21 protein-coding genes are annotated in these 26,909 nt (G+C 45.5%); 17 read left to right on the top strand and 4 right to left on the bottom strand.

Annotated elements, in window-relative coordinates; all coding sequences use genetic code 11:
• The first annotated feature begins 482 nt into the window (after positions 1 to 482).
• The 10 genes from ACTTJ8_RS02815 to ACTTJ8_RS02860 all read left to right on the top strand — a co-directional run bounded on the left by ACTTJ8_RS02815 (position 483) and on the right by ACTTJ8_RS02860 (position 11,702).
• A complete protein-coding gene (locus ACTTJ8_RS02815) occupies positions 483 to 1,343 on the top strand; it encodes a flagellin N-terminal helical domain-containing protein (protein ID WP_442715145.1) in 861 nt (286 codons plus the stop codon).
• Positions 1,344 to 1,649: 306 nt separating this feature from the next.
• The gene (locus tag ACTTJ8_RS02820) at positions 1,650 to 2,507 is read left to right on the top strand and encodes a flagellin N-terminal helical domain-containing protein (protein WP_442715144.1); all 858 of its coding nucleotides are present in this window, start codon (positions 1,650 to 1,652) and stop codon (positions 2,505 to 2,507) included.
• A 325-nt stretch (positions 2,508 to 2,832) separates the two neighbouring features.
• The gene (gene fliD, locus ACTTJ8_RS02825; RefSeq protein WP_442718838.1) at positions 2,833 to 4,899 is read left to right on the top strand and encodes a flagellar filament capping protein FliD; all 2,067 of its coding nucleotides are present in this window, start codon (positions 2,833 to 2,835) and stop codon (positions 4,897 to 4,899) included.
• Between the two features lie 12 nt (positions 4,900 to 4,911).
• The gene (locus ACTTJ8_RS02830) at positions 4,912 to 5,505 is read left to right on the top strand and encodes a DUF8042 domain-containing protein (protein ID WP_442718839.1); all 594 of its coding nucleotides are present in this window, start codon (positions 4,912 to 4,914) and stop codon (positions 5,503 to 5,505) included.
• 15 nt (positions 5,506 to 5,520) lie between these two features.
• Entirely contained in the window at positions 5,521 to 5,784 is a 264-nt protein-coding gene (locus tag ACTTJ8_RS02835) for a hypothetical protein (RefSeq protein WP_442715141.1), read from the top strand.
• A gap of 280 nt (positions 5,785 to 6,064) precedes the next feature.
• The gene (murA, locus tag ACTTJ8_RS02840) at positions 6,065 to 7,348 is read left to right on the top strand and encodes a UDP-N-acetylglucosamine 1-carboxyvinyltransferase (RefSeq protein ID WP_442718849.1); all 1,284 of its coding nucleotides are present in this window, start codon (positions 6,065 to 6,067) and stop codon (positions 7,346 to 7,348) included.
• 137 nt (positions 7,349 to 7,485) lie between these two features.
• The gene (locus ACTTJ8_RS02845; RefSeq protein ID WP_442718840.1) at positions 7,486 to 8,775 is read left to right on the top strand and encodes a glycine/sarcosine/betaine reductase component B subunit; all 1,290 of its coding nucleotides are present in this window, start codon (positions 7,486 to 7,488) and stop codon (positions 8,773 to 8,775) included.
• 10 nt (positions 8,776 to 8,785) lie between these two features.
• The gene (grdB, locus tag ACTTJ8_RS02850) at positions 8,786 to 10,075 is read left to right on the top strand and encodes a glycine reductase complex selenoprotein B (RefSeq protein WP_442720249.1); all 1,290 of its coding nucleotides are present in this window, start codon (positions 8,786 to 8,788) and stop codon (positions 10,073 to 10,075) included.
• A 637-nt stretch (positions 10,076 to 10,712) separates the two neighbouring features.
• A complete protein-coding gene (locus ACTTJ8_RS02855; RefSeq protein ID WP_442715138.1) occupies positions 10,713 to 11,024 on the top strand; it encodes a Bor/Iss family lipoprotein in 312 nt (103 codons plus the stop codon).
• A 231-nt stretch (positions 11,025 to 11,255) separates the two neighbouring features.
• Positions 11,256 to 11,702 carry a hypothetical protein gene (locus tag ACTTJ8_RS02860; protein ID WP_442715137.1) on the top strand — a complete coding sequence of 149 codons (447 nt, stop codon included), beginning with the start codon at positions 11,256 to 11,258 and terminating at the stop codon, positions 11,700 to 11,702.
• Positions 11,703 to 11,710: 8 nt separating this feature from the next.
• On the opposite strand, the gene ACTTJ8_RS02865 is transcribed toward ACTTJ8_RS02860, so the two are convergent.
• From ACTTJ8_RS02865 to ACTTJ8_RS02880, 4 genes are all read right to left on the bottom strand, one after another.
• Positions 11,711 to 14,515 (bottom strand): polynucleotide kinase-phosphatase, encoded by a 2,805-nt coding sequence (locus ACTTJ8_RS02865; protein ID WP_442720250.1) that lies wholly within the window; start codon positions 14,513 to 14,515, stop codon positions 11,711 to 11,713.
• Entirely contained in the window at positions 14,505 to 15,953 is a 1,449-nt protein-coding gene (locus ACTTJ8_RS02870; protein ID WP_442720251.1) for a 3' terminal RNA ribose 2'-O-methyltransferase Hen1, read from the bottom strand. The genes ACTTJ8_RS02865 and ACTTJ8_RS02870 overlap by 11 nt, the downstream gene beginning before the upstream one ends.
• A 235-nt stretch (positions 15,954 to 16,188) precedes the next feature.
• Positions 16,189 to 16,512 carry a hypothetical protein gene (locus ACTTJ8_RS02875; protein WP_442715149.1) on the bottom strand — a complete coding sequence of 108 codons (324 nt, stop codon included), beginning with the start codon at positions 16,510 to 16,512 and terminating at the stop codon, positions 16,189 to 16,191.
• A gap of 267 nt (positions 16,513 to 16,779) precedes the next feature.
• Positions 16,780 to 17,379 (bottom strand): SAM-dependent methyltransferase, encoded by a 600-nt coding sequence (locus ACTTJ8_RS02880; protein WP_442720268.1) that lies wholly within the window; start codon positions 17,377 to 17,379, stop codon positions 16,780 to 16,782.
• A gap of 281 nt (positions 17,380 to 17,660) precedes the next feature.
• On the opposite strand from ACTTJ8_RS02880, the gene ACTTJ8_RS02885 reads away from it, so the two are divergent.
• The 7 genes from ACTTJ8_RS02885 to ACTTJ8_RS02915 all read left to right on the top strand — a co-directional run bounded on the left by ACTTJ8_RS02885 (position 17,661) and on the right by ACTTJ8_RS02915 (position 26,782).
• Positions 17,661 to 18,689, top strand: a complete 1,029-nt coding sequence (locus tag ACTTJ8_RS02885; RefSeq protein WP_442720252.1) for a polyprenyl synthetase family protein — start codon at positions 17,661 to 17,663, stop codon at positions 18,687 to 18,689.
• 351 nt (positions 18,690 to 19,040) lie between these two features.
• Positions 19,041 to 20,291, top strand: a complete 1,251-nt coding sequence (locus tag ACTTJ8_RS02890) for a DUF3798 domain-containing protein (protein WP_442720253.1) — start codon at positions 19,041 to 19,043, stop codon at positions 20,289 to 20,291.
• A gap of 551 nt (positions 20,292 to 20,842) precedes the next feature.
• Positions 20,843 to 22,645, top strand: a complete 1,803-nt coding sequence (locus tag ACTTJ8_RS02895) for an alanine--tRNA ligase (protein ID WP_442720254.1) — start codon at positions 20,843 to 20,845, stop codon at positions 22,643 to 22,645.
• Between the two features lie 96 nt (positions 22,646 to 22,741).
• Entirely contained in the window at positions 22,742 to 23,824 is a 1,083-nt protein-coding gene (locus ACTTJ8_RS02900) for an MOSP complex formation periplasmic protein, TDE1658 family (protein WP_442720255.1), read from the top strand.
• 3 nt (positions 23,825 to 23,827) lie between these two features.
• Complete coding sequence (gene nusB, locus ACTTJ8_RS02905; RefSeq protein WP_442718845.1) at positions 23,828 to 24,271, top strand: transcription antitermination factor NusB; 444 nt, start codon at positions 23,828 to 23,830, stop codon at positions 24,269 to 24,271.
• The gene (locus tag ACTTJ8_RS02910; protein ID WP_442720256.1) at positions 24,252 to 25,988 is read left to right on the top strand and encodes a tetratricopeptide repeat protein; all 1,737 of its coding nucleotides are present in this window, start codon (positions 24,252 to 24,254) and stop codon (positions 25,986 to 25,988) included. Before nusB ends, ACTTJ8_RS02910 begins: the two co-directional genes overlap by 20 nt.
• Before the next feature lie 35 nt (positions 25,989 to 26,023).
• Positions 26,024 to 26,782, top strand: a complete 759-nt coding sequence (locus tag ACTTJ8_RS02915) for a class I SAM-dependent methyltransferase (RefSeq protein WP_442720257.1) — start codon at positions 26,024 to 26,026, stop codon at positions 26,780 to 26,782.
• The last annotated feature ends 127 nt before the right edge of the window (positions 26,783 to 26,909 follow it).

Genomic DNA, 26,909 nt, shown 5'->3' on the forward strand with positions numbered 1-26,909 from the left:
GCTGAGTTGCTGAGTTGCTGAGTTGCTGAGTTGCTGAGTTGCTGAGTTGCTGAGTGATTATGCCGACAAAGCTATGTGTGTCAACTACCTTTTGAAAATATGCCGCTACTGAAAATAGCGGTTGCGCTTTGGAGAGAGGCGGTTGGTGCTGCGGTAATACGGTAAATCGATTCAGCATATACGTTATTATATGGTAAGAAGGCGTAAAAAGCAACTATATTAAGTAAAGAGACCTGCTGCCGCTCTTTCTCATTTTTTTATAAAAAAGTGAAAAAAATGCTAAAGTTTTTTGCATATACCTCCGATACTAGATATGGAGATATTCTACATATTTTATTCAATGTGAGTAACATTGTAGAATACGAAGCAAGTTTGTCCTGTAAACTTGACTATTTTTAGCGGTAATTATTCAGCCGCTGAAAATGAACCTTCTGAAAAGCACGGATGCTTTTCATTACTACATTATTCCATGGAGGAATGTTATGGTCATCAATCACAATTTGAGTGCAATGTTTGCACAGCGTTCAGTGGGCGTTACAAATGTCCGTATCGGAAAAGACATTGAAAAGCTCTCATCCGGTTTAAGAATTAACCGCGCCGGAGATGATGCGTCCGGTCTCGCTGTTTCCGAAAAGCTGCGGAGCCAAATCAGGGGATTAAATCAGGCTTCTGCAAATGCTTCAAACGGCATCAGCTTTATCCAGGTTGCCGAGGCTTATTTACAGGAAACAACCGATATTATGCAACGCGTACGGGAATTAGCTGTTCAGTCAGCAAACGGTATCTATACTGCAGAAGATCGCCTGTACATTCAGGTTGAAGTTTCTCAGCTTATTGCAGAAGTTGACCGCATTGCAAGTTCAGCGCAATTCAATGGCATGAATATGTTGACAGGACGTTTTGCTCAAGCTGTCGGAGAAAATACAGCAACTGCATCAATGTGGCTGCATATCGGCGCTAATATGGATCAGCGCATTCGTGTGTACATCGGCACCATGACTGCCGGGGCATTGGGTGTCCGCGATCTCAGCGATAACCGCGTAATGTCCATCGAGACAGCTGAAGATGCAAATTATGCTATTGGAACACTCGACGAGGCATTGAAGAAAATTAATAAGCAGCGTGCAGACCTCGGCGCTTATCAGAATCGGCTTGAGATTGCAGTTACCGGTATCGATATTGCTGCAGAGAATATGCAAGCTTCAGAATCCCGTATTCGCGATGCTGATATGGCAAAGCAAATGGTTGAGTATACCAGAAATCAAATTCTTACTCAGTCTGGTACTGCAATGCTGGCGCAGGCAAATACCAATAGTCAGCAGATTCTCTCGCTTTTGCGCTAAAAGTGCCTTAATTATAAGGCAAAATATGCCGATACTCTCTTGCTATTTTTTTTGCAAGAGAGTATACTGCCTTTGTAATCGTAAAGCACTGCGAAATATCGTTGATGCTTTGACGGCATGATCTTTGAAAAACACCCTTAAGAAGCCCTGTATAACAGTATTATTAACGTTCTGTCCTCTTTCTGAGGTAGGAAGTTAATAATACTGTGTAGAAACGGTAGGAAAAGGCGCAACCGATTTCCGGTATCGTTTTTATACGGGAATAGACCGGCATGGATGCCGGATGTAGACTTCAAGGAGGGTTATATGATTATTAACCACAACATGAGCGCTATGTATGCGCAGCGTAACACAGGACTTGTCGGAACAGGAATTGCAAAAGACATAGAGAAACTTTCAAGCGGTATGCGTATCAACCGCGCCGGTGATGATGCTTCTGGTCTTGCAGTATCTGAAAAAATGAGAAGCCAAATCCGCGGTCTGAATCAGGCTGGTCAGAATATACAGAATGGTGTTTCCTTTATCCAGACAACAGAAGGATATTTAGCAGAAACTACTGACATTGTGCAGCGCTTGCGCGAATTGGCAGTTCAGGCTGCAAACGGTATTTACTCTGCTGAAGATCGCATGCAGATACAGGTTGAGGTATCTCAGCTCGTAGACGAAGTAGATCGCATTGCAAGCCATGCTCAGTTTAACGGTATGAACCTGCTCACCGGACGCTTTGCCGAAAACTCCGAAACAGGTGCTATGCAGTTGCAAGTTGGTGCAAATATGGATCAGTCCGAGAAGATTTATGTCGGCACAATGACTGCTGCTGCTCTCGGTCTTACAGGCGGTGCACAAGGTGGTGAAGGCGATATTATTACCCTTTCTTCAATGGATGGGGCTAATATGGCTATCGGTACCCTTGATAATGCTCTCAAGCAGATTAGCAAACAGCGTGCAGACCTCGGCGGATACCAGAACCGCTTTGAACTTGCTTATAACGGTGTTGCAATCGCAGCAGAAAACCTGCAGGCAGCTGAATCACGCATCCGCGATGCTGATATGGCGAAAGAAGTTGTCGAATACACCAAGAATCAGATATTGATGCAGTCCGGCACAGCAATGCTCGCACAGGCAAATACACAACCTCAGTCTGTTGTACGTCTTTTACAATAGTGCTCATAAGATTGGGATATACTCGTAATACGTGATTCAACAGCAGGTATGAGAGTAAAAGAGAATACTGGATGTTATCTCTTTTCCCGAGCTGAAAGGAAGAAGAAGACGCGCCCTTCTTCTTCCTTTTTTTTTTATTTAAATCTTTCCTTACGATCCATCTTTAAAATTCGGCAATTACGCCGATAATTGCAGCAGATAGTGTTTACTGGGCAGTCTTTAAAATACAGCAACTACCGAGGACCTCTTGAGTTTTTGAAATTTCATTTTTAGAGGTTCCCCATATTGGCACTGTCTGCAGGATTTTTATACGAGAGGGGTACGAGTGTCCGATACGGCTATTCCAGGCATAGGCGCCGGAAAATATGACAATCTTATTGAAACGCTGATGAAAAAAGAGCGTGCCCCGCGGGATTCTGCTGCTGAAGATCTCAAAAAATACGAGCAGCAAAATACTATTTGGCGTAAAATCGGGCAATTTTCTTCGGATATCCGCGATACAACACGGGAATTATATTCATTTAACACCCCTTTTGTCGAAAAAACAGTTGATTCCTCAAATGAGCGGGCTGTCACAGCTACTGCTTCGCGAGATGCCCGCCGGCAAACTTTTAAAATCTCTATCGATCAGATAGCCAAGGCTGATAGTTTTTTATCGCAAGAAGTGCCGAAAGATTTTCAGGTACCGAAGGGGCAATACGGTTTTACCGTCGGAGAAAAAACGGTTTCGCTGAATTGGCAGGGCGGTAAATACCGCAGTTTTATTGAAGCGCTTAATAAAAAAGGCAAGAACATTATCTGTGTTTCAGAGATAAAAACATCACCCGCTGCTGTTTCTCTTCTATTTGAATCTCAGCTGACCGGAGAAGCCAATAAACTTGAATTTACCGATGATGCTCTTGACTTTGCCCTTGAAAACGGCATTATCAAGAAAAATGACCGCTCTGCGATTGAACCCGCAAAAACAGACACAGCTGTGGCTGCACAATCTACCGAACGGATTGCCTTTGCACAACCGGTGCGGGCAGCCCAGCAGTATACATTGGAATACAGCATTGCCTTGCAGCCTGCAACCGCGGGGGGCGGAGCTGCTGCAGCAGGGAGCGCCTCCGCAGCATCGGAGCTGCAAAATACTGCTTCTGCCGCTCTTACCGAAGGCTCTGCCGGAACCGGAGATGCTGCGTCCGCAGCTGGGGCGGGTCTTGTGTATGAACAGCCCGGTTCTGTCTCCTATAAAGGGGTGAGCATAACCAATGCCTTAAGCGATTCCAGCCTCACTACCGAAGCGCTCGGTGCGGCAGCCGGTACCGAATCGGTTGCCCGTGTAGAAAATTACGATATTCTTTCTCTCTATGCTCCCCGTGGAACGGTTATCCCGCTGCCGCCCCTTGCCGAAACAACAGAGAGGCAAACGTTTACCATCCCCTTGAGCGAATACGGAGATATTGCCGGTATTACGGTGCAGAATACCAACACCGATAAGATAGCTGTGCTGAGTAATATCAGAATTTATGATCCGAAAGCAACAGGAGACTATATTCCGGTGAATCCTGTTTCTCAAGCGCAAGAGGCTGTGCTGAATTTTGAAGGTATACCCGTTAAACGGAGTACCAATAAAATAGATGATTTAATCCCCGGTGTAACGTTGCAGCTCGAAGATAAAACCGATAAGAAAGAAACGATCGCCGTTAAACCCGATACGGAAGCTGCAAAGAATGCTATTATCGAATTTGTTGCAAAGTATAACAGACTTTTAGCCGAAATTAATATTGTAACCAGTAATCAGCATACGGTTATTGACGAACTTGAATATTTTACCGATGACGAGCGCAAAATTGCGGAAGAAAACCTCGGAAAGCTCTTTGGCGACACAACCTTGTCCGGTCTAAAAAACAGCTTACGCCAAATTGTCAGCAATGTGTACCGAAAAAATGCAGACACCGATATACGGTCGCTTGCTCAGATCGGTATTTCGACAAAATCAGATACAAGTTCAGGCGTGAACGAATCCCGCTTGCGCGGATATTTGGAGATTGATGAAAAAAAGCTGGATGAAGCGCTCAAAACCTCGATAGAAGATGTACGATATCTTTTTGGTTACGATACCGATAACGATGTATTGATTGATGACGGCGTTGCCTTTCAAGTATTTAAGCAAATAGATCCCTACGTGCAGCGCGGGGGGATTTTTTCTACACGGACAAATGGCTTAACCGCTCAGATTAAAACCAGTAAAGATAAAATTGCGCGCTACGATAAAGAACTTGAAAAGAAAGAGCAGGCGCTGCGTCATAAATATGGAAATATGGATGGGTCTCTCCGGAGTTTGCAAAAGCAGTCGGATATGATCAGTAATTTTAGTAAGCAAAATAGGGGCAGTTCGGATAATTAGGAGATTGAGGATATGGTGATAAAGATAAATGGAGAGGTCCTTTCGTATAGCCTTGAGACGGAAAAGAATGTAGGGGAACTATTGGGTTCGATTGAAGCAGCTTGCAGGAAGGCTCAGGAGACAATAGTAACGGTTTCGGCGGATGGGAAAGAGCTTGGGGCTGAAAAGCTGGATGATCTTTTTGCACAACCTGTTGATGCCGATATTATTATTGAGCTTTCAACGGTTTCGGGAGCAGATATCCGCAGCTACATGCGAAGTCTTGCACAAGAACTGCTTGCAACTGCGGCTGCTCTCGAGCAAATTCCGGTGTATATGCAAACCGGTAAGGATACGCAAGTACTTGCCCTACTTGAATCTCTTTCTCAAAAGCTGAATGAGTTCTACCGAGCCTTGCTTTTATCCGATATAACGGGACTACCTGCTGACATTTCTATTGAAGGGAAACTGCTGGCAGAATACCAAAAGGAGATAACAGCTTTTTTGCAAGATATTGTTACCGGTATTGAAGAAAAAGATATTATACTGGTCGGTGATTTAGCCGAATATGAATTGGCACCCCTTGTCAAAGCTCTGATAAATGGGGTATTATCATTTTTAATTTAGGCGGAGACGGAAACCGTGATTGTAGAAGATATTATCGATATTCAAAAAAAGAATTCACTGATCTATTATCGTGAAGAATTTGAGGCAGTGGCCATTTATAATATTCTGGGAAGAGAACAAACCGGTAAAATTGATTTTTTGATAGAAGTTAACCCTATCGGACAAAAACAGCTTTTCCTGGAGCTTATTGATAAACCGGATTATCCGCTGTTGCCTATCCGTCTTGATCTGAAAGAAAAAATACAACGTCTCATTGATTCTTCAACCTTACCGCTTTAGAAGAAAGGAAAAGCCCGTTGCTGTTGGATTGTGCGTATTACAACACCTCAGCAGTGTAAAATAGCTGGTAAATGGAATTCGTGCAATCCGTCAAAAGAGACTGTACCGAACCTCGGTTTTGGACAGCTTCCTTGGTTGTAGCGGCGGAGTTTAAAATTAAGTCATTGCTATAACAAGACGTGATTTTAAACTCGTCATGGATGTACCGAAAACAGCTGACTTGGAACATATCTGTGTTCCGTACCGGCGGTTTGACAAGTCAATGGATTGGGAGCAGCGCATGGATGAGTATTATATTGAAGGAGGCTTTCCGGTAAAGGGAACCGTGAAAGCAAGCGGCAATAAAAATGCTGCACTTCCTTGTATTGCCGCCGCCGTCTTGACCGACAAACCGGTGACGTTACGAAATCTTCCTGAAATTGAAGATGTCTCTGTGATGTTCGATATATTTAAGTCATTCGGAGGAACTGTAACCAAACTGGCGCAAAATGAATATACTCTCCAGCTCAAAACGGTAACCGGTTGTGAAATTCCACCTCCGCTTTCTCAAAAAATACGCGCATCAATTCTCTTTGCGGGACCGCTGCTTGCACGATACGGTAAAGCCTCCATGCCTCCTCCCGGCGGGGATGTTATTGGACGACGACGACTCGATACTCATTTTTTGGCGCTGACAGAGCTGGGCGCTCAAGTAAAAATCAATGGTCATTTTCTATTTACAGCAAATAAACTCATTGGACAAGATATCTTTTTAGATGAAGCATCGGTAACGGCGACTGAGAATGCTGTAATGGCAGCGGTTACCGCTGAAGGTACCACCATTATTACGAATGCTGCAAGCGAACCCCATGTACAGGATCTGTGTAAACTGCTCATTGCAATGGGGGCGCGAATCAGTGGTATCGGCTCCAATATTCTCACGATTGAAGGGGTAAAGGAGCTGCACGGCGCTGAATACCGCATTGGGGCAGACTACATGGAGGTAGGTTCCTTTATCGGATTGGCAGCAGTAACACACGGTTCGCTTACTATCACCGACATCAACCCGCTTGATATGCGTCCGATCAAGCTGGCATTCAATAAATTGGGCATTCGCTGGGAAATCGATGGGACTAATCTAACCGTACCAGCGCAGCAAAGCTTAAAGGTTAACAGCGATCTCGGCGGGATGATCCCAAAAATTGACGATGCCCCATGGCCGGGTTTTCCTGCTGATCTTACCAGCATCATGGCAGTCATTGCCACACAGGTGGAAGGCACCGTGCTTATCCACGAGAAAATGTTTGAGTCCCGTATGTTTTTTGTAGATAAACTTATCGGTATGGGTGCCCGTATTACCCTTTGTGACCCGCACCGCGCGGTTGTTACCGGCCCCAGTACCTTGCACGGTTCCGAATTGGTTTCTCCTGATGTACGTGCGGGAATGGCGCTCGTCATTGCCGCCTGCTGTGCACGCGGAGAGAGCCTTATTAGAAACGTGTATCAAATTGAGCGGGGCTACGAGCGTCTTGTAGAGCGTTTCCGGGGGCTTGGCGTGCAAATTGAACGCCGGTCGGTACGCTGATGCTATTTTAATAAAAATATGTAAATATAAATATATATAGAATAAATTGACAGTTACCACTATTTGCAATAAAATGATAATATATAGTACACATTAGGGGTTCTGTTCCCCCTTTCAAAAAAGTACAGGAGGTCACTATGAAGCTTGAACTGGGAATTATCCCTATTCATGAGATGCGGTTTTCCGACAAGACCGCTATCAAAGGAACTTGTCTCGAAATCAACAAAGATGAGCTTATCGCTCTTATCAAAGAGGATCCGCTTATCACGAATGTTTCGCTGACAATTACAAAGCCGGGAGATAAAACCCGTATTATTTCTGTCAAGGACGTTATCGAGCCGCGTTGCAAAATCGAAGGAAGCGGTGTTTGTTTCCCCGGATTTTTTACCGGTGAAGAAGATACCGTAGGCTCCGGTAAAACAGCTGTCCTCCGCGGCGCTGCGGTTGTAACAACCGGTACGGTCGTCGGCTTCCAGGAAGGTATTATCGATATGAGCGGTCCCGGCGCTGAGTACACGCCATTCTCCCGTACAGTCAATCTCGTTGTAGAAGGTACGGTTAAAGATGATACTACCCGTGCCGTTAAAGAAAAATCCCTGCGCTTAATGGGGCTGAAAACCGCCCGCTATTTAGGCGCTGCTGCAAAATCCGTTGCTCCAGCAGAAACCGAAGTATACGAAACCTTAAATCCCATTGAACAGGCAAAGCAATATCCCAATCTCCCGAAGGTCGGCTATGTGTATGCACTCCAGAGCCAGGGCTTGCTGCATGATACCTACTACTACGGTATCGATGTTAAGCAGATTGTACCGACGATTATGTACCCCACCGAATCTATGGACGGTGCGGTTGTGAGCGGTAACTGCGTTTCTGCTTGTGATAAAAACCCCACCTACGTACACCAGAATAGTCCCGTTATCCATGAGCTGTACAAACGGCACGGAAAGGATTATAACTTTATCGGTGTTATCGTTACCAACGAGAACGTAACCTTGGCGGACAAAGAACGCTCTTCATCCTTGACTGCGCGGCTTGCTGAACAGCTTGGACTTGATGCAGTTATTATCTCCGAGGAAGGATTTGGAAATCCGGATGCTGACTTGATGATGAACTGCCGCAAGATTGCTGCAAAGGGCATTAAAACCGTATTGTTGACTGACGAATATGCAGGTCAGGACGGTGCAAGCCAGTCTCTTGCTGACGCTCATCCCTCTGCTGATGCAGTTGTGTCCAACGGAAACGCTAATCAGGTTATCAAGCTGCCGAAGATGGACGTGGTAATTGGAGATCCCAAACAGGCAAATGTTATTGCCGGTGCATGGGATGGCAGTTTGCATGAAGACGGAAGCATTGAAGCAGAGCTCCAGGTTATTACCGGAGCAACCAATGAGTTGGGCTTCTGGAAATTATCCGCACGCGGACTATAAGAGGTAGACAATGAAAAAGATTGTACATTATATCAATCAATTCTTTGCCGGAAAGGGCGGAGAAGATGTAGCAGATTACAAAATTGAGGTAATCGACGGAAATGCCGGACCCGGTATGGGTATTCAGGGCGGTCTCGGCGATGCCGGGAAGATTGTTAAGACAATTATCTGCGGTGATAACTATTTTAACGATCATACCGATGAGTGTATGGCATTTATTCAGGATGTTCTCAAGAAAGAGGAAGCTGACCTCCTGATCGCAGGTCCCGGTTTTAACGCAGGCCGTTACGGTATGGCATGCGGCGGTGCTGCAAAGGCTGCTGCAGGGCTTGGTATTCCTGCCATCTCCGGTTTGTACGAAGAAAACCCCGGGTACGATGTGTTCAAAGCATTTATGTACACGGTGAAAACAAAGAACTCTGCTGCCGATATGCGGAAAGCAGTACCGGCAATCGCAGCGGTTGCAAAGAAAGTATTAAACGGCGAAGCAATCGATGTTGAAGCTGACGGTTTACTGCCGCGCGGTATCCGCCAGAATTACTTTGCAGAAGATCGCGGTGCAAAACGTGCCGTTGATATGCTCGTGAAGCAGCTCAAGGGCGAAGCCTTTGTTACCGAATATCCGATGCCGGTGTTCGACCGCGTACCGCCGCATGCACCCGTTGCCGATATTTCCAAGGCAGTGGTTGCATTGGTTACTTCCGGTGGTGTTGTCCCGAAGGGAAACCCCGACCATATCGAAGCCTCTTCTGCTTCTCACTACGGCGAGTACTCCATTGCAGGACTTGCAGAGCTGACATCCGAAAACAGCGAAACAGCACATGGCGGTTATGACCCAACCTACTGTAATGCAAACCCCAACCGTGTTTTGCCGGTTGATGTTTTGCGTGATATGGAACGTGAGCATAAAATCGGAAAGCTGCACGACTTCTATTACACAACTGTTGGTAACGGTACCAGCGTTGCGAATGCAAAGCGCTTTGCTGCTGAAATTGCCGGAAAGCTTGTAAACGCCGGTGTTCAGGCAGTCGTTCTTACCTCCACGTGAGGCACCTGTACTCGTTGCGGTGCAACGATGGTTAAAGAAATCGAGAAAGTTTTGCCGGTTGTGCATATTGCAACCGTCGTTCCGATTTCAAAGACAGTAGGTGCAAATAGAATTGTACCGGCGGTAGCAATTCCGCACCCGCTTGGAAACCCGGCAATGAATGCAAAAGACGAAAAAGAATTACGCCGTGCGCTTGTTGAAAAGGCATTAAAAGCGTTACAAACACCGATTACAGAGCAGACAGTGTTCTAAAATATGCAGCGCAGCTTCTCTGATAGCTGCCTTTGCACTTTCTGAGCTTTTGCGGTTACCAAAATAAGCGCTAAGATACGGAGATCGTGCAAGGACTATATAAAGAAACGCCGGAATAATACCGGTGAAACAGCTCTTGTATGAAAGCCCTCTAAGACAGATGTGTTTTAGAGGGCTTTTTTCTGCATAATTTTACAGCCCTCTCCTTCTGTTTTTTGTCAAATAGAAATTCTTTTCTGCATGACCGGTACCCACTCTTTGTTAATCAGATACTCTAAAAGATTATGCTAATAATTTTCGCTAAAATATTATAAAAGAAAATAACATAAGTTATTATGCAATACAGCTTTATAATTTTAATGCTCCCACTTGCATAATCCACGTCTACTTGACATTAAGAGGGGGGGGGGGGGGTAATATGGAAGGAAATTTATTATCTTAAACTGTTGTCCCTGACTAGGCAGGTTTAAGCAGTTGGGCAGGTTCCCGGTTATGGGACTCCTTGGTCAGCTGGTGCTGAAGTAAGGTGAAAACGTATATCTATTTTGCCAAGAGTAATACGGATATTGCGGAACCGTTAAAATAAGAAACCGAACTTCATCACATACAACACAGTACAATAAACCGGAGGATTGCTATGAAAAAACACAGTGTTTTAAAAATGATTTCACTGCTATTACTTTTGATTGCCCTCACAACCATGGGAGCAAGCTGTATGTCACATAGGCATACCGTAGGAAAAGGTTCACAAACCGGCGTAGTAGAAAAGAGCCGCCAGTGGTATGCTCTATGGGGATTAGTGCCGCTAGGGAACTCAGATACAAACACAGTAGCCGGTGAGACTGCTGACTATAAAATTGAAACGTATTACGGGTTCGTTGACTGGTTGATCAATTTATTTTTAGGACCGTTCTCTATAGGCTCTAGAACAATAAAAGTCACAAAATAAAAATGCTTATCCGTGTATTATACAGTTCCGCAATATAATATACGGATACTTATCTCTGTTATGTCAATTGGCTCTATACTTCGTTATTCATCTTTGATCAAAATAAATAGAAATCTTTGTTTAGGAATATTGTTGTGCTTAATAACGCCGCTGTATGCAGAACGGTTCGCTGCCGGGGTTAAATTTATAAGTTTTAGCTTGCATCCTAAAGGTTCCCCTAATGCGCCGCTCATGCCGCTTAAATTTGATTCCCGCGGAGTGTTTGTGTATAATCCCGGAGGCACACTAAATTTCGAATATTTTATTGTTGATGATATACTTTCAGCAAAATTTGTACAGGGCTTATATGGCGATTGCGCACTGCAATTTTTAGGGTACACGCATCTTGGTTTCCGGCTCCGTCTGTTCAAAATTAAGCAATTTTCAGTAAATATAGGAATTGGTCCGACCCTGATATACCGGCAAAGTTGGTTTCGGCTGAAGGGCTATGATATAGCAGAAAAATTCTTAAAAGGCAATCCGTTCGAAAAGTGGGAATATCGTTTTATTTGGTATGGCGGTGAATTTGAATGTAATTTCTGCGTTAACAATGCATGGGATCTGTCATTATCGGTTATCCCTGCGGGATTTGATTTAATCAATCTCAGCACAGGGTTCCGATACCGTTTTGGGAAATAACCTATTCTTTACAGCCGCGGGTCGGTCGGCTCACTTTCCATAGCAAGCACGCCGAATGCACTTTCGTGAATACGCCGGAGCGGTTCTTTCCGTACAAAGCGTTCGAGCGCTTCGATACCGAGGGCGAACTCATGGAGGGCGAGGCTCCTCTTTTTTGCAAGTCCCCGTTTTTTAAGCCGGGTAAGATTTTCCGGCTTGCAATATTCCGGACCGTAGATAATCCGGAGATATTCTTTCCCACGGCATTTTACGGCAGGCTGCAAAAGCGTACCGTCCGTACCATAAGCGGTAAATTGATACGGCTTTACCACCATTCCTTCGCCGCCCCTACCCGTCAGCTCAAGCCACCACGCTACCGCATCGGCAATTTCCGCCTCGTTGTCCAAATGCACCATTTTATACGGCGTTAGTTTAAAAAGCGTGGAATCCGCATGGCATATCTCGGCGATCTGTTCCATGTGCCATTGGTGGGTTTTATCGGCATGAACAGCACCCTCTGTTGCTAAAATATGGAACGGCGCAAGTTTGTAATCATCAATGCCGGTAACCTCCCAGCAATAGGCGCGGTATGCGGAAACAAATTTTTCCGCTGCCTGCTTTTTCTCTGCAAAGGTATGCAGCATCTCGTGAGCGCCTTCTATACCGCGCTGTGCCGTTAAATGCAGCACTGCTTCCGCTTCCGCAAGTGCATTGAGCGCCGCAGATCCCGTTGCTGCATATTGCGCCTGAATAAGGCTTTGAGCCTTTACCGACCACGGCATCAGTTCTGCATCCAGACACACCCAATCGGTCTGATGCTTTTCCCAAAAGCCTGAACGGGTAAGCCCATCCCGTACCTTTGTTAGAAACGCTTGTTCGGTTTCCGGTTCGTTAAAGAAATTCCGCCCCGTGCGGGTATAACAGATACCAAAGCCTTCCCCGGTAATACCGAAGCGGTGCGCTGCGGTCTGTTCATCTTTACAGATAATGAGTACCGCACGGGAACCCATGTGCTTTTCTTCGCAAACCACCGCTTGAACCCCGCGGTTTTTGTAATAGCCGATTGCTTCGGCGGGATATTCCAAAAAGCCGTCGAGTGTGCTTGTTTCGCAGGGAGACATGGTAGGCGGCAGGTAGATAAGCCACTTGGGGTTTACTGCAAACCGGCTCATCGCTTCAAGGGCAGCGATGGAGTTTTCTTGCCGAATCAAAATGTTGTGTTTCAGCCGTGTTTGAACAATCCGCCGCCCCGTTACGTCTTCTATATCGAGTACATCATCATCTTGCTGCTGCAATGACATGATTGTATGGTGTGCAGGGTTGCTGCCATCCGCTTGCAGGTTTTTCAGCGTGTTCGATGCACCGTACACTGCCGCTCTGTTCAAAGCCGCTGTATTGACCGGCGGCTGTACAGCTTTGCTGCCAGCGGTGCGTGCTGCTGCTTTGTCCCCCGACGGCTGCGTTGTTCCGCTGCCAACTGGAGGTACTGCCTCCTCGTTCATTGGCAGCAGGACTGCTTGGCCTGTCGCGCTGCTGAGTTCTGCTACCTCAAGTGGCTTTACCGGTTCGCAGTACATTGTGTGAGCCGGTACCGAAACGAGTTCCTCTTCGGGGTAGCGCAGCGCGGTGAGGGAGCCGCCGAAGACGCAGCCCGTGTCAATATCGATGGTGTTGTTCAGCCATTGTGCGGATGGCACAGGGGTGTGTCCGTACACAACCTTTGCACGTCCACGGTATTCCGCTGCCCAGTTGTACCGCACCGGTAAGCCGAATTCATCCGTTTCTCCGGTGGTTTCTCCATACAGACAGAACGAGCGTACTGCTCCCGAACCGCGTCCCTGCATCTCCTCTTTGAGTCCCGCATGGGCAACTACGAGCTTTCCTGAATCCAACACATAGTGGCTGATAAGCCCCTGCAAAAATTCTTTTAGGTCATTTTTGAATACATCAGTTTCACCTTCCAGCTGCCGGAGTGTTTCAGCCAAGCCGTGTTTTTCCTGCACTGCTTTTCCGGTGAGCTTTTTGTAGAGTTTCATATCATGGTTGCCCGGTACACAGAGCGCAGTACCGCTTCTAACCATGCTCATAACCAGTTTGAGTACAGCGGGCGATGCGGGGCCTCGGTCAATCAAATCACCTAAAAAAATGACCGTGCGGTTTTCAGGATGGCTGACTTTTAACCCGTAGTTTGTTCCGTCATCTGCTGTTTCTTCTATTATATAGCGGAGTTTTCGCAGCAGCTCAATCAGCTCTTCGTAACAGCCGTGTACATCTCCGATAATATCGAAGGGACCATGCAGCTCAGCCTTATCGTTATAGAGCTTCTCCCGTATAATCGAAGTAACGGCATTAGACTCTTCTTCCGACCGGAATGTGTAGAGTTTTACAAAGCCTTCTTTTTTTATGCTCCGGAGGGAACGCTTTAAGTCCTGCAGCTGCCGCCGGATAACATGGGGCGAAACGTTCCGGTCTGTGCGCTCCTTATTCCTGTTTTCGCATAGCTCCTGCGGCATATCAAAGACAATGGCAACAGGCAGGACGTGAAAGGAGCGGGCAATGTTGATGAGTTTTTTCCGTGCATCAGGCTGAATATTCGTTGCATCCGCAACCGTGAGTAAGCCTTTTTTCAACCGCATCGAAATAATATAGTAGAATAGTTCAAAGGCATCGTTTGAGGCTGCCTGATTATTTTCATCATTGGAAACAATACCGCGGCACGCATCCGACGAAACGGTTTCATACTGAGCAAAATGTTTTTTAGCAAAGCTGCTCTTGCCTGAGCCGGAAGCGCCCACGAGCAGCACTAAGGCTGTCTTTGGTATACTAATTTCCATACGTAAATACCGCCATTTGAGACGGCGCTCCTATGTTTTCTTCTTCTTCACCGACTGGGAAAAATGCGACCGTATAATTGTTTTCACGCGCAACCCGTTCCGCCCATGCTGCAAATTCCGAGCGTGTCCATTCAAACCGGTGATCACTGTGCCGCACTTTTCCTGCTGAAAGATTTTCGTACCGCACATTGTATTCCCGGTTCGGCGTAGTCAGCACAATGGTCTGAGGCTTTGCGTAGGTAAACAGCGATTTTTCCAACGCAGGCAAGCGGTTGGGATCGAGGTGTTCTATTACCTCAACAACGGCTGCGGCATCGAACCCGCTGAACCGTTTATCCCGATAGGTCAGTGAACTTTGAAAGAGCGAAATCCGCTCACGCTGCTTTTCAGGCATTTCGTTCCAGTGGAGTTTGTCTTGGCTTTTTTCCAATTCCGAATACGAAACATCAATACCGGCAATCCGGGTAAACTGCTTTTCTTTTAAGAGTAGTCTGAGCAGCTTGCCGTCGCCGCAGCCTAAATCAATAACGCTTGCAGCCCCGCTCTGCTTCAATTTTTCTGCGACAAGTTTGAGCCGTATGTCATGGAGCCGCTCTTTTTTTACTTTTTGCAGCTGAGTGTGAGCGGCAGCAGTATCTTCTATTTTCGTAAGTTCATCTTGTTCAGTCTCATCATCAGTGTCGGGTATGATGCCGTCTTCCGCTGCCTGCAGTACTTCAAAGGCAGAACGCACCAGCGATTTTAGGTTGATTAGATACCGCGAAATAATAATTTCCCGTTCAGGGTGCTGCACAAGCCAGCCCTTGCCCTTTTGCAGCAATTTTTCAACTTCATTCTGTGTGATAAAATAGTGTTTTTCGGTATCCAAAACAGGAATGAGCACGTAGAGGTGCGACAGTAAATCCTTCAACGGCAGGGTATTTTTAAGTGTCAGGGTAAAATACTTTCCATAGCCCCATTCGGAAAATTGTGTGTCGAGCAGGTGCCGTTCCGCTTCAACTGTATACCCGAGCGGTTCAAAGAGCCGTTTAATCAACAGTTCACCGCCCCGCGGTGCAGGCAGCACGGAAATTTTTGCGGTTAAGGCAAGCAGCATATCGATAAATTCAGGATGCTCTTTGCAGTTGCCGTTCATCGCACTCGAAAACGCCTTTGAAATTGCGCTGCTCATAAAAGAAGACGCAACATACGGCCGATCGTTGACATACTGTCCCAATAAAAAATCTTTTCCGGCAAAATTCTTTGCGTTGCGTACCATTCCGATGGGATCAATATCCAAAAGGAGAGCCGCTGTTACTTTTTCGGTTCCGTATTCGGGATAAAATATATATGCAGCACCGACTGACAGCTCAACCTGCTGTAATTTATCGGGATGCTTATGCATCAAAAAGCTTAAAGCTGCGGCATTCTCTCCTTCCGCCGTTATGGTTAATAACATACATACTCCGTTTTTCAGTCTCTTATCGTACGTGCTTCTTCATCAGTGGAGAAACGCTCAAAAAATGGATGACGATAGCCTCGCTTGCAGCATCGCTTTTCGGTTTTGCTGGGTGCACCCTGTTCGGCGGACTATCAAGTGGGCGTTTAAGCTCACAGTTTGCAAAAAGCGGCATTATTTATAGTAACCAAACATTTGGGGCTGTAAAGCTCTCTTTTGATGACAGATACTTATCTTAATTACACATTGTTTCTACTTCGACCTCAGTAAGTCCAGTCATTAGGCAAATTTCTGCTGTCGAGTAATTCCGTTGCAGCATTAGCCGTGCTGTTTCAAGTTTTGCTTGACGGGAACCGAGAGATTTGCCTTCTGCAAGTCCGAGGGATTTGCCTTGCTCTAACCGCAATGGTGTCAATGCTGATACATTATCCAGATGCGTGTTATGCAAGGCATTATATAATGAGAGAAAATTTTCTTTTGCTGCTGTATCTTCGCTAAACAGGTCTACAAAGACGGAATCTTTATAATTTCTATTTGCCGCTTGTTTTCGCTCTTCCATGTTTTTAAGTATAGCAGAAAAAGCATACAGTGCAAACAGATGTTATTCATTAGAATAGCCGGAACCTATTTTTGTTGTTCACAATGGTGGCGGCAGAATTTTCCGCGCTATGAAGAAAAGCTAGCGGCATGGCTGGAAAGTCTTGCGGATAAGTAACGGCTCTTCTGTTCATCCGGCGTTAGAGTGGGAAGCCTCTTTTAAGGGTAGCAAGTAATACAAGAGCTTCTTCAAGAGACAGCGACGAGTCAAACTGCACACATGAGCCTCTCATCCTTTAAAATCCAACCCGATTAGATATGTTTCAAAGCTAGTGCTGCGGCATGCCTCAGGCTTAAAAGCCCGGGCAGTTTTAAAGAGTGTCCGCATGTGTTTGAGGTACTGTTGTTCGGTACCGCCCTGAAAAATTTTAATAGTGCAGTTCCCATGGCTTTCCAACTGTGTTTCCGCATAATAAAGCGCCATTTCAACAAGGGAAGCCGAACGGGCTGTATCGACGGTTTTATTCCCCGTTGTAGCAGGCGCTGCATCACAGATCACAGAGCGGTAAGGACCGTGTTGTTTTACGGCAGCCAGCATCGCAGGATCAGTGAGATCACCTTGAAAAAAAGAGAGCCGGGTGTCTTGTATCTGTTCGGAAAGGGGCTGTAAATCTACGGCGCATACTCGCCCTTGCGGAGAAAGAAACCGGAGGAGAAATGTTGTCCAGCTTCCCGGCGCTGCACCTAAATCCAAAACAGTATCGTTTTTTCCAAACAGATTGAATTTTTTCTGCATCTCTTCCAGTTTATATACTGAGCGTGCAGGATAGCCTTCCGTAAAAGCTTTCCGTGACCAATAGTCCGGTTCTTGATACTGATTTCCCATGATTTTCGTATTCCTTTCAGTTTTTCAATGATTAAACAAGTCCGGAAACTTCCTCTTCTGAACAGGTTACCTTGAAATGCGATGTTCTAAACCGTGCTATTTGTGCGAGCTAGAACTCGTCGATCTGTTCGACAACTTGCGTTATCGAACAGACCTATTATGTACAATTACAAACCTCTCAAGAACTTCTTTTTTGAACTGTCCGCCCGTCTGCTGCCGACAATGTGCGTGTTGTTTTACGTGTAGAGGTTTCCGTTTTTTAAAATATCAGCTATGATAGTACTATGAATACTTCATTTACGCAACAGCTTGAAAAAATAGAACATGCACTGCATACAGCATTTTCCCGCGTACCCGCTGAATCCAATGTAAGAGCCGGTGAAAATCATACTCCGGTGCACAATACGGATGCTTTTACCCTTCTTTCCGCACCGTGTGCAAATCTTCTTTCCGGCGGGGGCAAACGGTGGAGACCTTTATTAATGCTGCTTGCGTATACCTTTGCAGGCGGAACCGACGAGCATATTTATACGCTTGCTCCTTTAATTGAAGGCATCCATACGGCAAGTCTTATCCATGACGATATAGAAGATAATTCTGAATTGCGCCGCGGAAAACCGGCTGCCCATATTGTGTACGGATTGGATTCCGCCCTCAATGCAGGAAGCTGGCTGTATTTTCAGGCGCTCAAATCAATTGAAGTATATCAGGCTCCCGCAGACATAAAACTCGATCTGTATGCAGCAGCGCTTACACAGATACAGGCATTACATAAAGGTCAAGCGCTCGATATTCACTGGCACCGTACACCAGGCTTTTTCCCATCCCGGCAGGATTATGAGCGGATGATCAAATTAAAAACCGGTGCATTGGCAGTCCTGGCTGTGTATACCGGAATGCGGGCGGCAGGAAAAGCTCATGCAGAAGCGGCTGCCTTTTCGTCGGTGTTTGCAGACTCAGGAGTCGGTTTTCAAATTATTGATGATGTAAAAAATATCACGATAGGAAACGCCGGAAAAAAACGAGGCGATGACATTGTTGAAGGAAAAAAAAGCCTGCCGGTTATTCTCCATATAGAAAAATATCCCGATGATGCGCCTCTACTCACCGCGCTTTTTACACAAGCTCAACAGGAAGGGAGCGATTCTCCTGCGGTTGAACGCGCTATTACCCTTCTGAGTAATGCAACGGCAGAAGCGCAGCGCTATGGAAAAGCAGCGGTCTCCGCTGTAGGTAATCGGCTATCTGCGGAGTACGGCAGCAGAGCCATCGAAGCATTCAACAGCCTGTTTGAGCTGATGCAAATCGGGTAATAGCTTTACTTGAAAAATTTTATCAATTTTATTCGTGCGGAGGGGTAATGCTCACATGCCGCGTCGGGGGTGTTGATTTCATCATTCGTAAAACTGTAACAAAGTTTTCATACCGGCAGTCATACTATTTCTTTGTATAAAAATACAATTTTAGTGTTTTTATGCAATCATTTTTGTATGTTTATGCAAAATACTTGACATTTGTGATCTAAGAACTTACTATCACCATAGGAGTTATTATAGGGCATCTGTAAAATCTCAGTTTTTTTAAGATTCCCTATAGCTTAATCAACTTTGAGAAGTGACAGCTTTCTTTAGATGTTTCTTTACCATAGCAAAAAGAGGTTTAACATGAAAAAAGGAATAAATGCTTTTGCTGTTTTGGTCAGCGCTGTACTTTTAACTGCAGCAGGATGCAGCAAAAAAGCAGAAACACCTGAAACAAAGCAAGAAATCGCTGCACCAAAGAGCGGAAGAGCTTCGTATCACATTGGGATCGTAACAGGCACGGGGTCTCAGTCGGAAGATGATCTGCGCGGTGCTGAAAAACTGATCGAAATGTACGGCTCAGTTAAAACCGGCGGTATGATTCAGCATATTACCTATCCTGATGACTTTATGTCACAGCAAGAAACAATTATTACACAGATTGCATCCCTTGCGGAAGATCCTTTAATGAAGGCTATTATCGTAAACCAAGGAATACCCGGTACAGCAGAAGCATTTAAACGTGTTCGGGAACAACATCCCGGCATTTTATTATTTACAGGCGAACCCCATGAAGATCCGCTTGTTATTCAAGCTGCTGCCGATATGGCAGTTAGTAATGATTTCATTTCACGCGGTTATACCATTATCTGGGCAGCAAAAGAACTCGGTGCCAAAACATTTGTACATATTTCATTCCCGCGCCATATATCGTATGAAACCTTGAGATTACGCTGTCAAATTATGGAAACAGCATGCAATGATCTTGGATTAAAATTTATATTTGAAACAGCTCCTGACCCAATCAGCGATGTCGGTGTTGCTGGCGCACAGCAGTTTATTCTTGAGCAAGTACCGCAGTGGATCGAAAAATATGGAAAAGACACTGCATTTTTCTGTACAAACGATGCCCACACAGCCCCATTGCTGAAGCAGCTGTTTCTGTTCGGCGGTATCTTTGTTGAAGCAGATTTGCCGTCTCCGCTGATGGGATATCCTGAAGCGCTTGATATTGACCTGACCGGACAGACAGGAGACTTTGCTGCTATCTTGAAGCGAGTTGAACAGTCTGTTATTGATAGAGGCGGAGCCGGAAGATTTGGAACATGGGCATTCTCTTACGGCTTTAGTGTCAGTGCCGGGTTGGGTGAATATGCCCGCCGCATTATTGACGGTGAAGCAGAAAAAGACAGCTTGGCTGATCTTTCCAAAGCACTTGAGCTGTTTACCCCCGGCGCACGCTGGAAAAGTGCCTACTACACCGATGTAACTACCGGTATCGGTTCAAAGAACCAAGCTTTGATATTCATGGATACCTATGTCCTTGGGCGGGGGTTCTTGCCGACAACAGAACAAGAAGGTGTCCACAGGTATACAAGTATGAAATTTAATTAAGTAATGAAATTGTCAAAAAATTTCAGTTTTTGGTCAGTTTCCTGAGATTTAGATGCGATGCTTAAAATTAAGTCATTGATATATAAAGACTCGACCTATTCGATAACTGCGTTTTCGAATAGGTCGACGAGTTCTAAATCGCGCAAATAGCACGATTTAGAACATCGCATTTCAAGGTAACCTGTTCAGAAACGGAAGTTTCCGAACAGGTTTACTTAATCTTAAACTCGCTGGGGATACCCCGAAGGTAACCAACTTTTGAGGCATCCCCGCAGTACTCAATGTTTTGCATTGTATGTGCAATCCGGCACGGATGCTAGAGGTTCCATGTGTTACGGCACAGCGTGTGAACATTAACCCTTTGCACGAATACGTGAGCATTGAAAAGTTGTCTCCATGCTTCGGATGCTCTGTGCGTCTATCGGTTACCTTCGTGAAAAGATTATAAAAACAATGCAGAATACCGGTATATCCTGTCAATTCCAAAACCTTTCAGCGGGTGCAATGCGGATAGTTGACAGGTTAGGCAGCTTTTTTTACTATATTCACTTATGAATAAGAACATTACAGCAGACGAACTTCGTTCCAAGTATATCGCATTTTTTAAAAGCAAAAACCACACGGAAATTTCCGGCAAATCGGTAATCCCTGAAAATGATCCCACGGTATTGTTTACCACCGCAGGTATGCACCCGCTTGTGCCCTATCTGATGGGAGAACCGCACCCTGCCGGAACCCGCTTAACAGACTATCAAAAATGTATACGCACCGGAGACATTGAGGCAGTGGGAGATGCATCGCACCTCACTTTTTTTGAAATGCTCGGAAACTGGTCACTCGGTGACTATTTCAAAAAAGAAGCAATCGAATACAGCTTTGAGTTTCTCACCAGTCCGGACTACCTCAATATTCCGGTTGACTTACTTTCCGTTACTGTCTTTGCAGGAGACGACAAAGTACCCCGCGACACCGAATCGGCGAAGATTTGGACTCGGCTCGGTATTCCCAAAGAGCGGATTCACTTTTTGCCCCGCGAAGATAACTGGTGGGGACCGGCAGGAGAAACAGGGCCGTGCGGACCGGATACTGAAATGTTCATTGATACGGGAAAACCCGTGTGCGGTGCGGAATGCCGTCCGGGCTGCAGCTGCGGTAAATATGTCGAAATATGGAATGACGTGTTTATGCAGTACCGCAAAGAGCAGGACGGTTCATACCGCATTTTGGATCGGCACTGCGTAGATACCGGCATGGGAATAGAACGTACGGTAGCTATGCTGCAGGGCAAAAAATCAGTCTACGACACCCCGATTTTCACCCCTCTTATCAGCTCAATCGAAGGCATAACCGGCTACCGGTACGGCAGCGATTCTGAAAAAGATGTATCTGTCCGCATTATCTGTGACCATATCCGTGCAGCAACGGTTATCCTTGGAGACCCCAAATCGGTAGTGCCCTCCAACATTGGTGCAGGATACGTGCTGCGCCGTATTATCAGGCGGGCTGTCCGGCATGGGAAAAAGCTTGGTATCGACGGCATTTTCCTCTCCGCTCCGGCACGGGTTGTCATCGAACAATACAAAGGGGCGTACCCCGAATTACAAGAAAAAGCGGCGGCTATTACGGCAGAGCTGGAAGCTGAAGAAAAACGCTTCCTTGAAACACTGAAAAAAGGCGAAGCCGAATACGAAAAGATGAAGCCGAACCTCTTAAAGAACCCCAAAAAACTCATTCCCGGGCGGCTTGCCTTCAAGCTCTACGATACATACGGCTTCCCCATTGAGCTCACGCAAGAACTTGCACGGGAATCCGGTTTAACGGTCGATATGCCTGAGTTTGAAGCAGCCTTCAAAAAGCACCAGGAGTTGTCCCGTGCCGGAAGCGAGCAAATCTTTAAAGGCGGTTTGGCAGACCATTCCGAACAGACAACGGCATACCACACAGCAACACACCTTCTCCATAAGGCATTACGCATGGTGCTCGGTGATCATGTTGAGCAGAAGGGATCGAACATCACCGCAGAGCGGCTCCGTTTTGACTTTTCCCATCCGAAACCGATGACAGCTGAGGAAAAAGCCGAAGTTGAACGGATTGTCAACGAACAAATTCAAGCGGATTTACCGGTTACTATGGAGATGATGCCGCTTGAAGAAGCAAAGTCTTTAGGAGCAATGGCGTTATTCGGCGAAAAATACGAAGATGTTGTAAAGGTCTACTCCATCGGCGATTTTTCAAGAGAGGTATGCGGAGGTCCGCACGTAGAACATACAGCGGTGTTGGGACATTTTACCATCCAAAAAGAGCAATCATCCTCTGCTGGGATCAGACGTATTCGAGCTGTTCTGACAAAATAGCCAAGAATGCAAAAAAAACAAAGTTTTAATGGGTAGGTGCGTAACTTACCGGCTTTTTGTTTGTTTACTGATAATCAAAATCGCGAAGAGGATGTAATGAAACGATATTTAATTTCATTTTGTATGGTGATTGTCTTGTCTGCCGGTGCGTTTGCACAAACAACACTGCAGCCTATTGCTGAGGTTAAACTCACTGCACGGGCGCCGATTACGCTCGGTCAGCTTAAAACCCGTGTTTCAGCGCTTGAAAAAGAGCTGGGACGGAAGATGACTGTTGAAGAACGGAAACAAACTCTTGACGGTCTCATCAACGAAAAATTAATCGTACAGGCTGCCGAAAAAGACGGTATCAAAATTATGGACTCCGAAGTAAATAACTACTTCAATGAGTATGTGTCCAGTCAATTAAGGCGGCAAGTAACGGAGACTGATTTTGCTCAGCTTATCAAGGAAAATACCAATATGTCCCTTGACGAGTATATGAAAGCTCAAAACGGTATGACCCTTGCGGAATTTAAAAACTTTCTGCGGACACAGCTGACTGCGCAAGCGTATGTGATGCAGAAAAAGCAAAAAGAATTACAGTCCATTGCAAGCCCCTCTGACGACCAAATCCGCTCATACTACGAAGTCAATAAACAATCTTTTGTACAGCCCGATATCGTGCAGCTTTTTTTAGTAGTCGCACCTAAAGAAAATAAAGCCGGCGCTGCAAAAAAAACGATAGAAGATATCCAAAAAAAACTTACTGCAAATATAAAAGCAACCACTGAAATCCGGACAAAATCGCAGGAGAAAAATTCCGCTTATCAGGCTGGAGAGTTATTTGTAAGCAAAACAGAACTTGCAGCAGAGCAGCTCGGTATGCCGATGGAGGAGCTTTTAAAGATTTTCAAGATGAAAACCGGTGAAGTATCTCCTGTAATCGAAACAGGTGCGAACTATCAGTGTTTTGTTGTACTGGAAAAAAAAGATGCTAAAATACTGGGCTTAAGCGATGTTGTAGAGCCGGGAGGGAATATCAGTCTCTACGAATACATTAAAAAAATGGTTATTATGCAGCGTCAAAATGAAGCTCTTAACAACGCTCTTGTCTCTGTAACCAATGATCTGCGCAAAGCTGAAAATTTTAAAATACTGCAAACCGGCGCCGATTTCGATAAAACACTGTCGTGGTAAAAGATGGCTATTGGACGACGACGCGGAAGGATTCTCGCCTTTCAGGCACTCTATGCTTGGGATGTCGGCGCTCTTCCGCCTACCGATTTATTACAGTTTCAGTGGAGTGACCAAACCGAAAATAGTCCGCAAGACGAGGATTTTTTATTTTCCCGTCTGCTTTTTCTCGGTACTATTGAACATAGAGAAGAAATAGACGCAGAAATCAGAAAAAACCTTCAGAATTGGGATTTTAACCGGTTAATGCCGGTTGATAGAGCTGTTCTGCGGCTTGGCGCTTATTCCCTCCTGTTTCAACGGGAAACCGACCCAAGGATTATTATTAACGAGGCTGTTACTATTGCCCGTAACTACGGTACGGATGATTCTTTCAAGTTTGTAAACGGAGTACTTGACAGTATCAAAAGAGAGTGTTTAGACTGTTCGCATGAACAAGTTACAACATAAGCTTTTTTTTCTCGCCTGTATTTCTCTTTTCCTCATAATCAGTGCTGCCTCATGTTCAAAGACTGATAAAAATAAGGTTTTTCAGCAAAAGCTCGGTTCGGTTGATGCTGCAATAGAAGAAGGGCGGGAGCAGAAAGCTCTCAATACTTTACAGGCGCTCAGGAAGAAAGCGGAAACACCTCTTCATTATTTAAGTATAGCAAAGCGGGAATTGCAACTGCATGCGCCTGTTCAAGCTGTGCAATCCATTCAAGCTGGGTTAAAAAAGCATCCTGCTGATGCAATGCTGAATGCGGCTATGGTTTCTATTTTATTACAGGAAAATAAACTGAATGATGCCGCATCCGCCGCCGACAGTTTAGCAGACACCGTGTATGCCGGGCTCGGAGCAGAGGCTCTTATACAAGCAGATACGGTCAATGGGACACATCAAACACCGATTGCTCTATGGAAATATGGCTACAGGCTTACCGGTGAACATACCTTTCTAGAAAATGCGGCAGTATTGCTTGCTTATAAGGGAGATATTGCTGCCGCTGCGGCTCTCCGGTCTTCTATCAGCAAAGAAGAAGCCCTTCATAATCCCTATTTTTGGTCATGCTTAGCTTATGATATCGGCAGCTTTAAGCCTGTATTGGATGATCTTGTCTATACCCTAGCGTATGCTGATATGGCTGGTCTCCCTGAGAATAATCCCAAGGCATTTGAATACGCCCGGCGGCATATTATGCTGGCAGCTGATGCAAGCGCAGGTTTGGGTGAATTGGAACAGGCGCGCGGTTATTGGCAGGCATATATCGACCGCTATCCTGATTTATCAAATGATGTCTTCTACAATTTAGCCATGACTGCCCCTACCCAACAGGAAAAGGCGGAAATACTCATCGAATGCATGACGCAGGATCCGGGCTATTATCCTGCGGTTGCTCAATATGTCCGCTCTTATGCTGCGATTCGCGCCGCAAATACACAAAAAGATACCTTAACTGAATACTTGCAGAATAAGGATTTCTTTTCGCTCGAAATGGAAAAAGCGCTTTTTGTATCTTCAGCATTTACACTTTCAGCGGAAGAAGTGCTGGATCATGCAATCGCAATGAACAAAGAAGACCTCCGGTTCTTACTGGAAAATTTCCGGTACCGCTATCTCCTGCCGAAAAATTATACGCAAGGCAACGGAGAGATGTGGAAGTTATTGGAAGATCACCAGCACAATCCGCTTATAAATGCCTATGCCCGCTGGTACTTTGCTGTTTCAAACGATTTTAATGCCTGTTTCAGTATTGAGAAAACCGAAAATAAGGCAGAAAATGCGTTTTACAATGGAATCCGCAGCGCTGTCCAAGGCTATTCAACAGCCTCGCTCAAACACTTTGCAGATGCGGCACAAGACACGCGGTATGCAGGCGCTGCAGCGCTTAATCAGGCATATATTTATGATGCCCGCAATGAGCCGGATAAGGCTGTAACTTGCTTTAACCGCGCTGCTGTGCTCTTTTCCGATAAAAAGCTTAAAAGCAAAATATTATACGAAACAGCAAAGATATACGTCAAACGGAATGGAATTTCAGATGCAATCACCATGTTGAACCGTGCGCTTGAGCTGGACTCGGAAAATCACCGTGCAGGGGTTCTCAAACAAAAACTAACGGTTGACGGCAGCATCAACCGTTCTACCCCCTCACCGGCTGTTACCGTACCCGGCTCTAAAAGTTGAAAGATTGTTATCAACATTTACCGCGGAGACATACTATGAATGATTGGTTTGAAAATGAAGATTTTTGGGTGCAATATGCTCCCATTATGTTTGATTCTTCACGATGGGCTGAAGCCTCTGCTGTTGCTGAAGGTATTTTTAAACTTGCCGGAAAAGACCGTGATCCGCATTCACTGCATATTTTAGATGCCGGCTGCGGTTTAGGGCGTATTTCCGTTGAACTTGCCCTCTGCGGTGCACAGGTTACCGGGGTGGATATGATACGTCCCTTTTTGGATGCCGGGGCCGAGGCTGCAGCTGCAGAAAAGGTAGAAATAGAATGGGTGCAGGCAGATTTACGAAATTTTGTGCGCCCAGCAGCCTTTGATATTGCAGTAAATATGTATACCAGCTTCGGTTACTGCAAAACGATTCAAGAAGATGCTCAAATTTTACATAATATTGCAGAGTCAGTAAAACCGGGAGGCTTTTTTATCCTCGAAATGCTTGGGCGAGAAATTGCTGTGCGTGATTTTACTGCAGGTGAATGGTTTGAACGGGCTGGTTACACCGTACTTACTGATTTTTCCGTTGAAGGCGCATGGGAGGGTTTACGTTCCCACTGGCAGCTGTACACAAAAGAAGGACTCAAAGCCGATCATTGCTTTGTGCAGCGTCTCTATGCTGCTACCGAGCTGCGGGAACTCCTACTCAAAGCCGGATTCCATTCCGTTGAAATATACGGAGATTTTGACCGCTCTCCCTATAACGAAAAAGCCCGTACTATGATTCTGCTGGCACAAAAATCTTCATAGCTTAACACAGTCATTATGCGCTTACTACACTGCATGAAACAAAAAGCCCCTCACGGAGAACTCCTGAGAGGCTTTTTTATTGCTGAGAAACAGCATTTTCACTATTTTAGAGCAGAAGCGCTTACCG

This window comes from Treponema sp. (genome assembly GCF_052169735.1).
Lineage (GTDB): Bacteria > Spirochaetota > Spirochaetia > Treponematales > Treponemataceae > Treponema.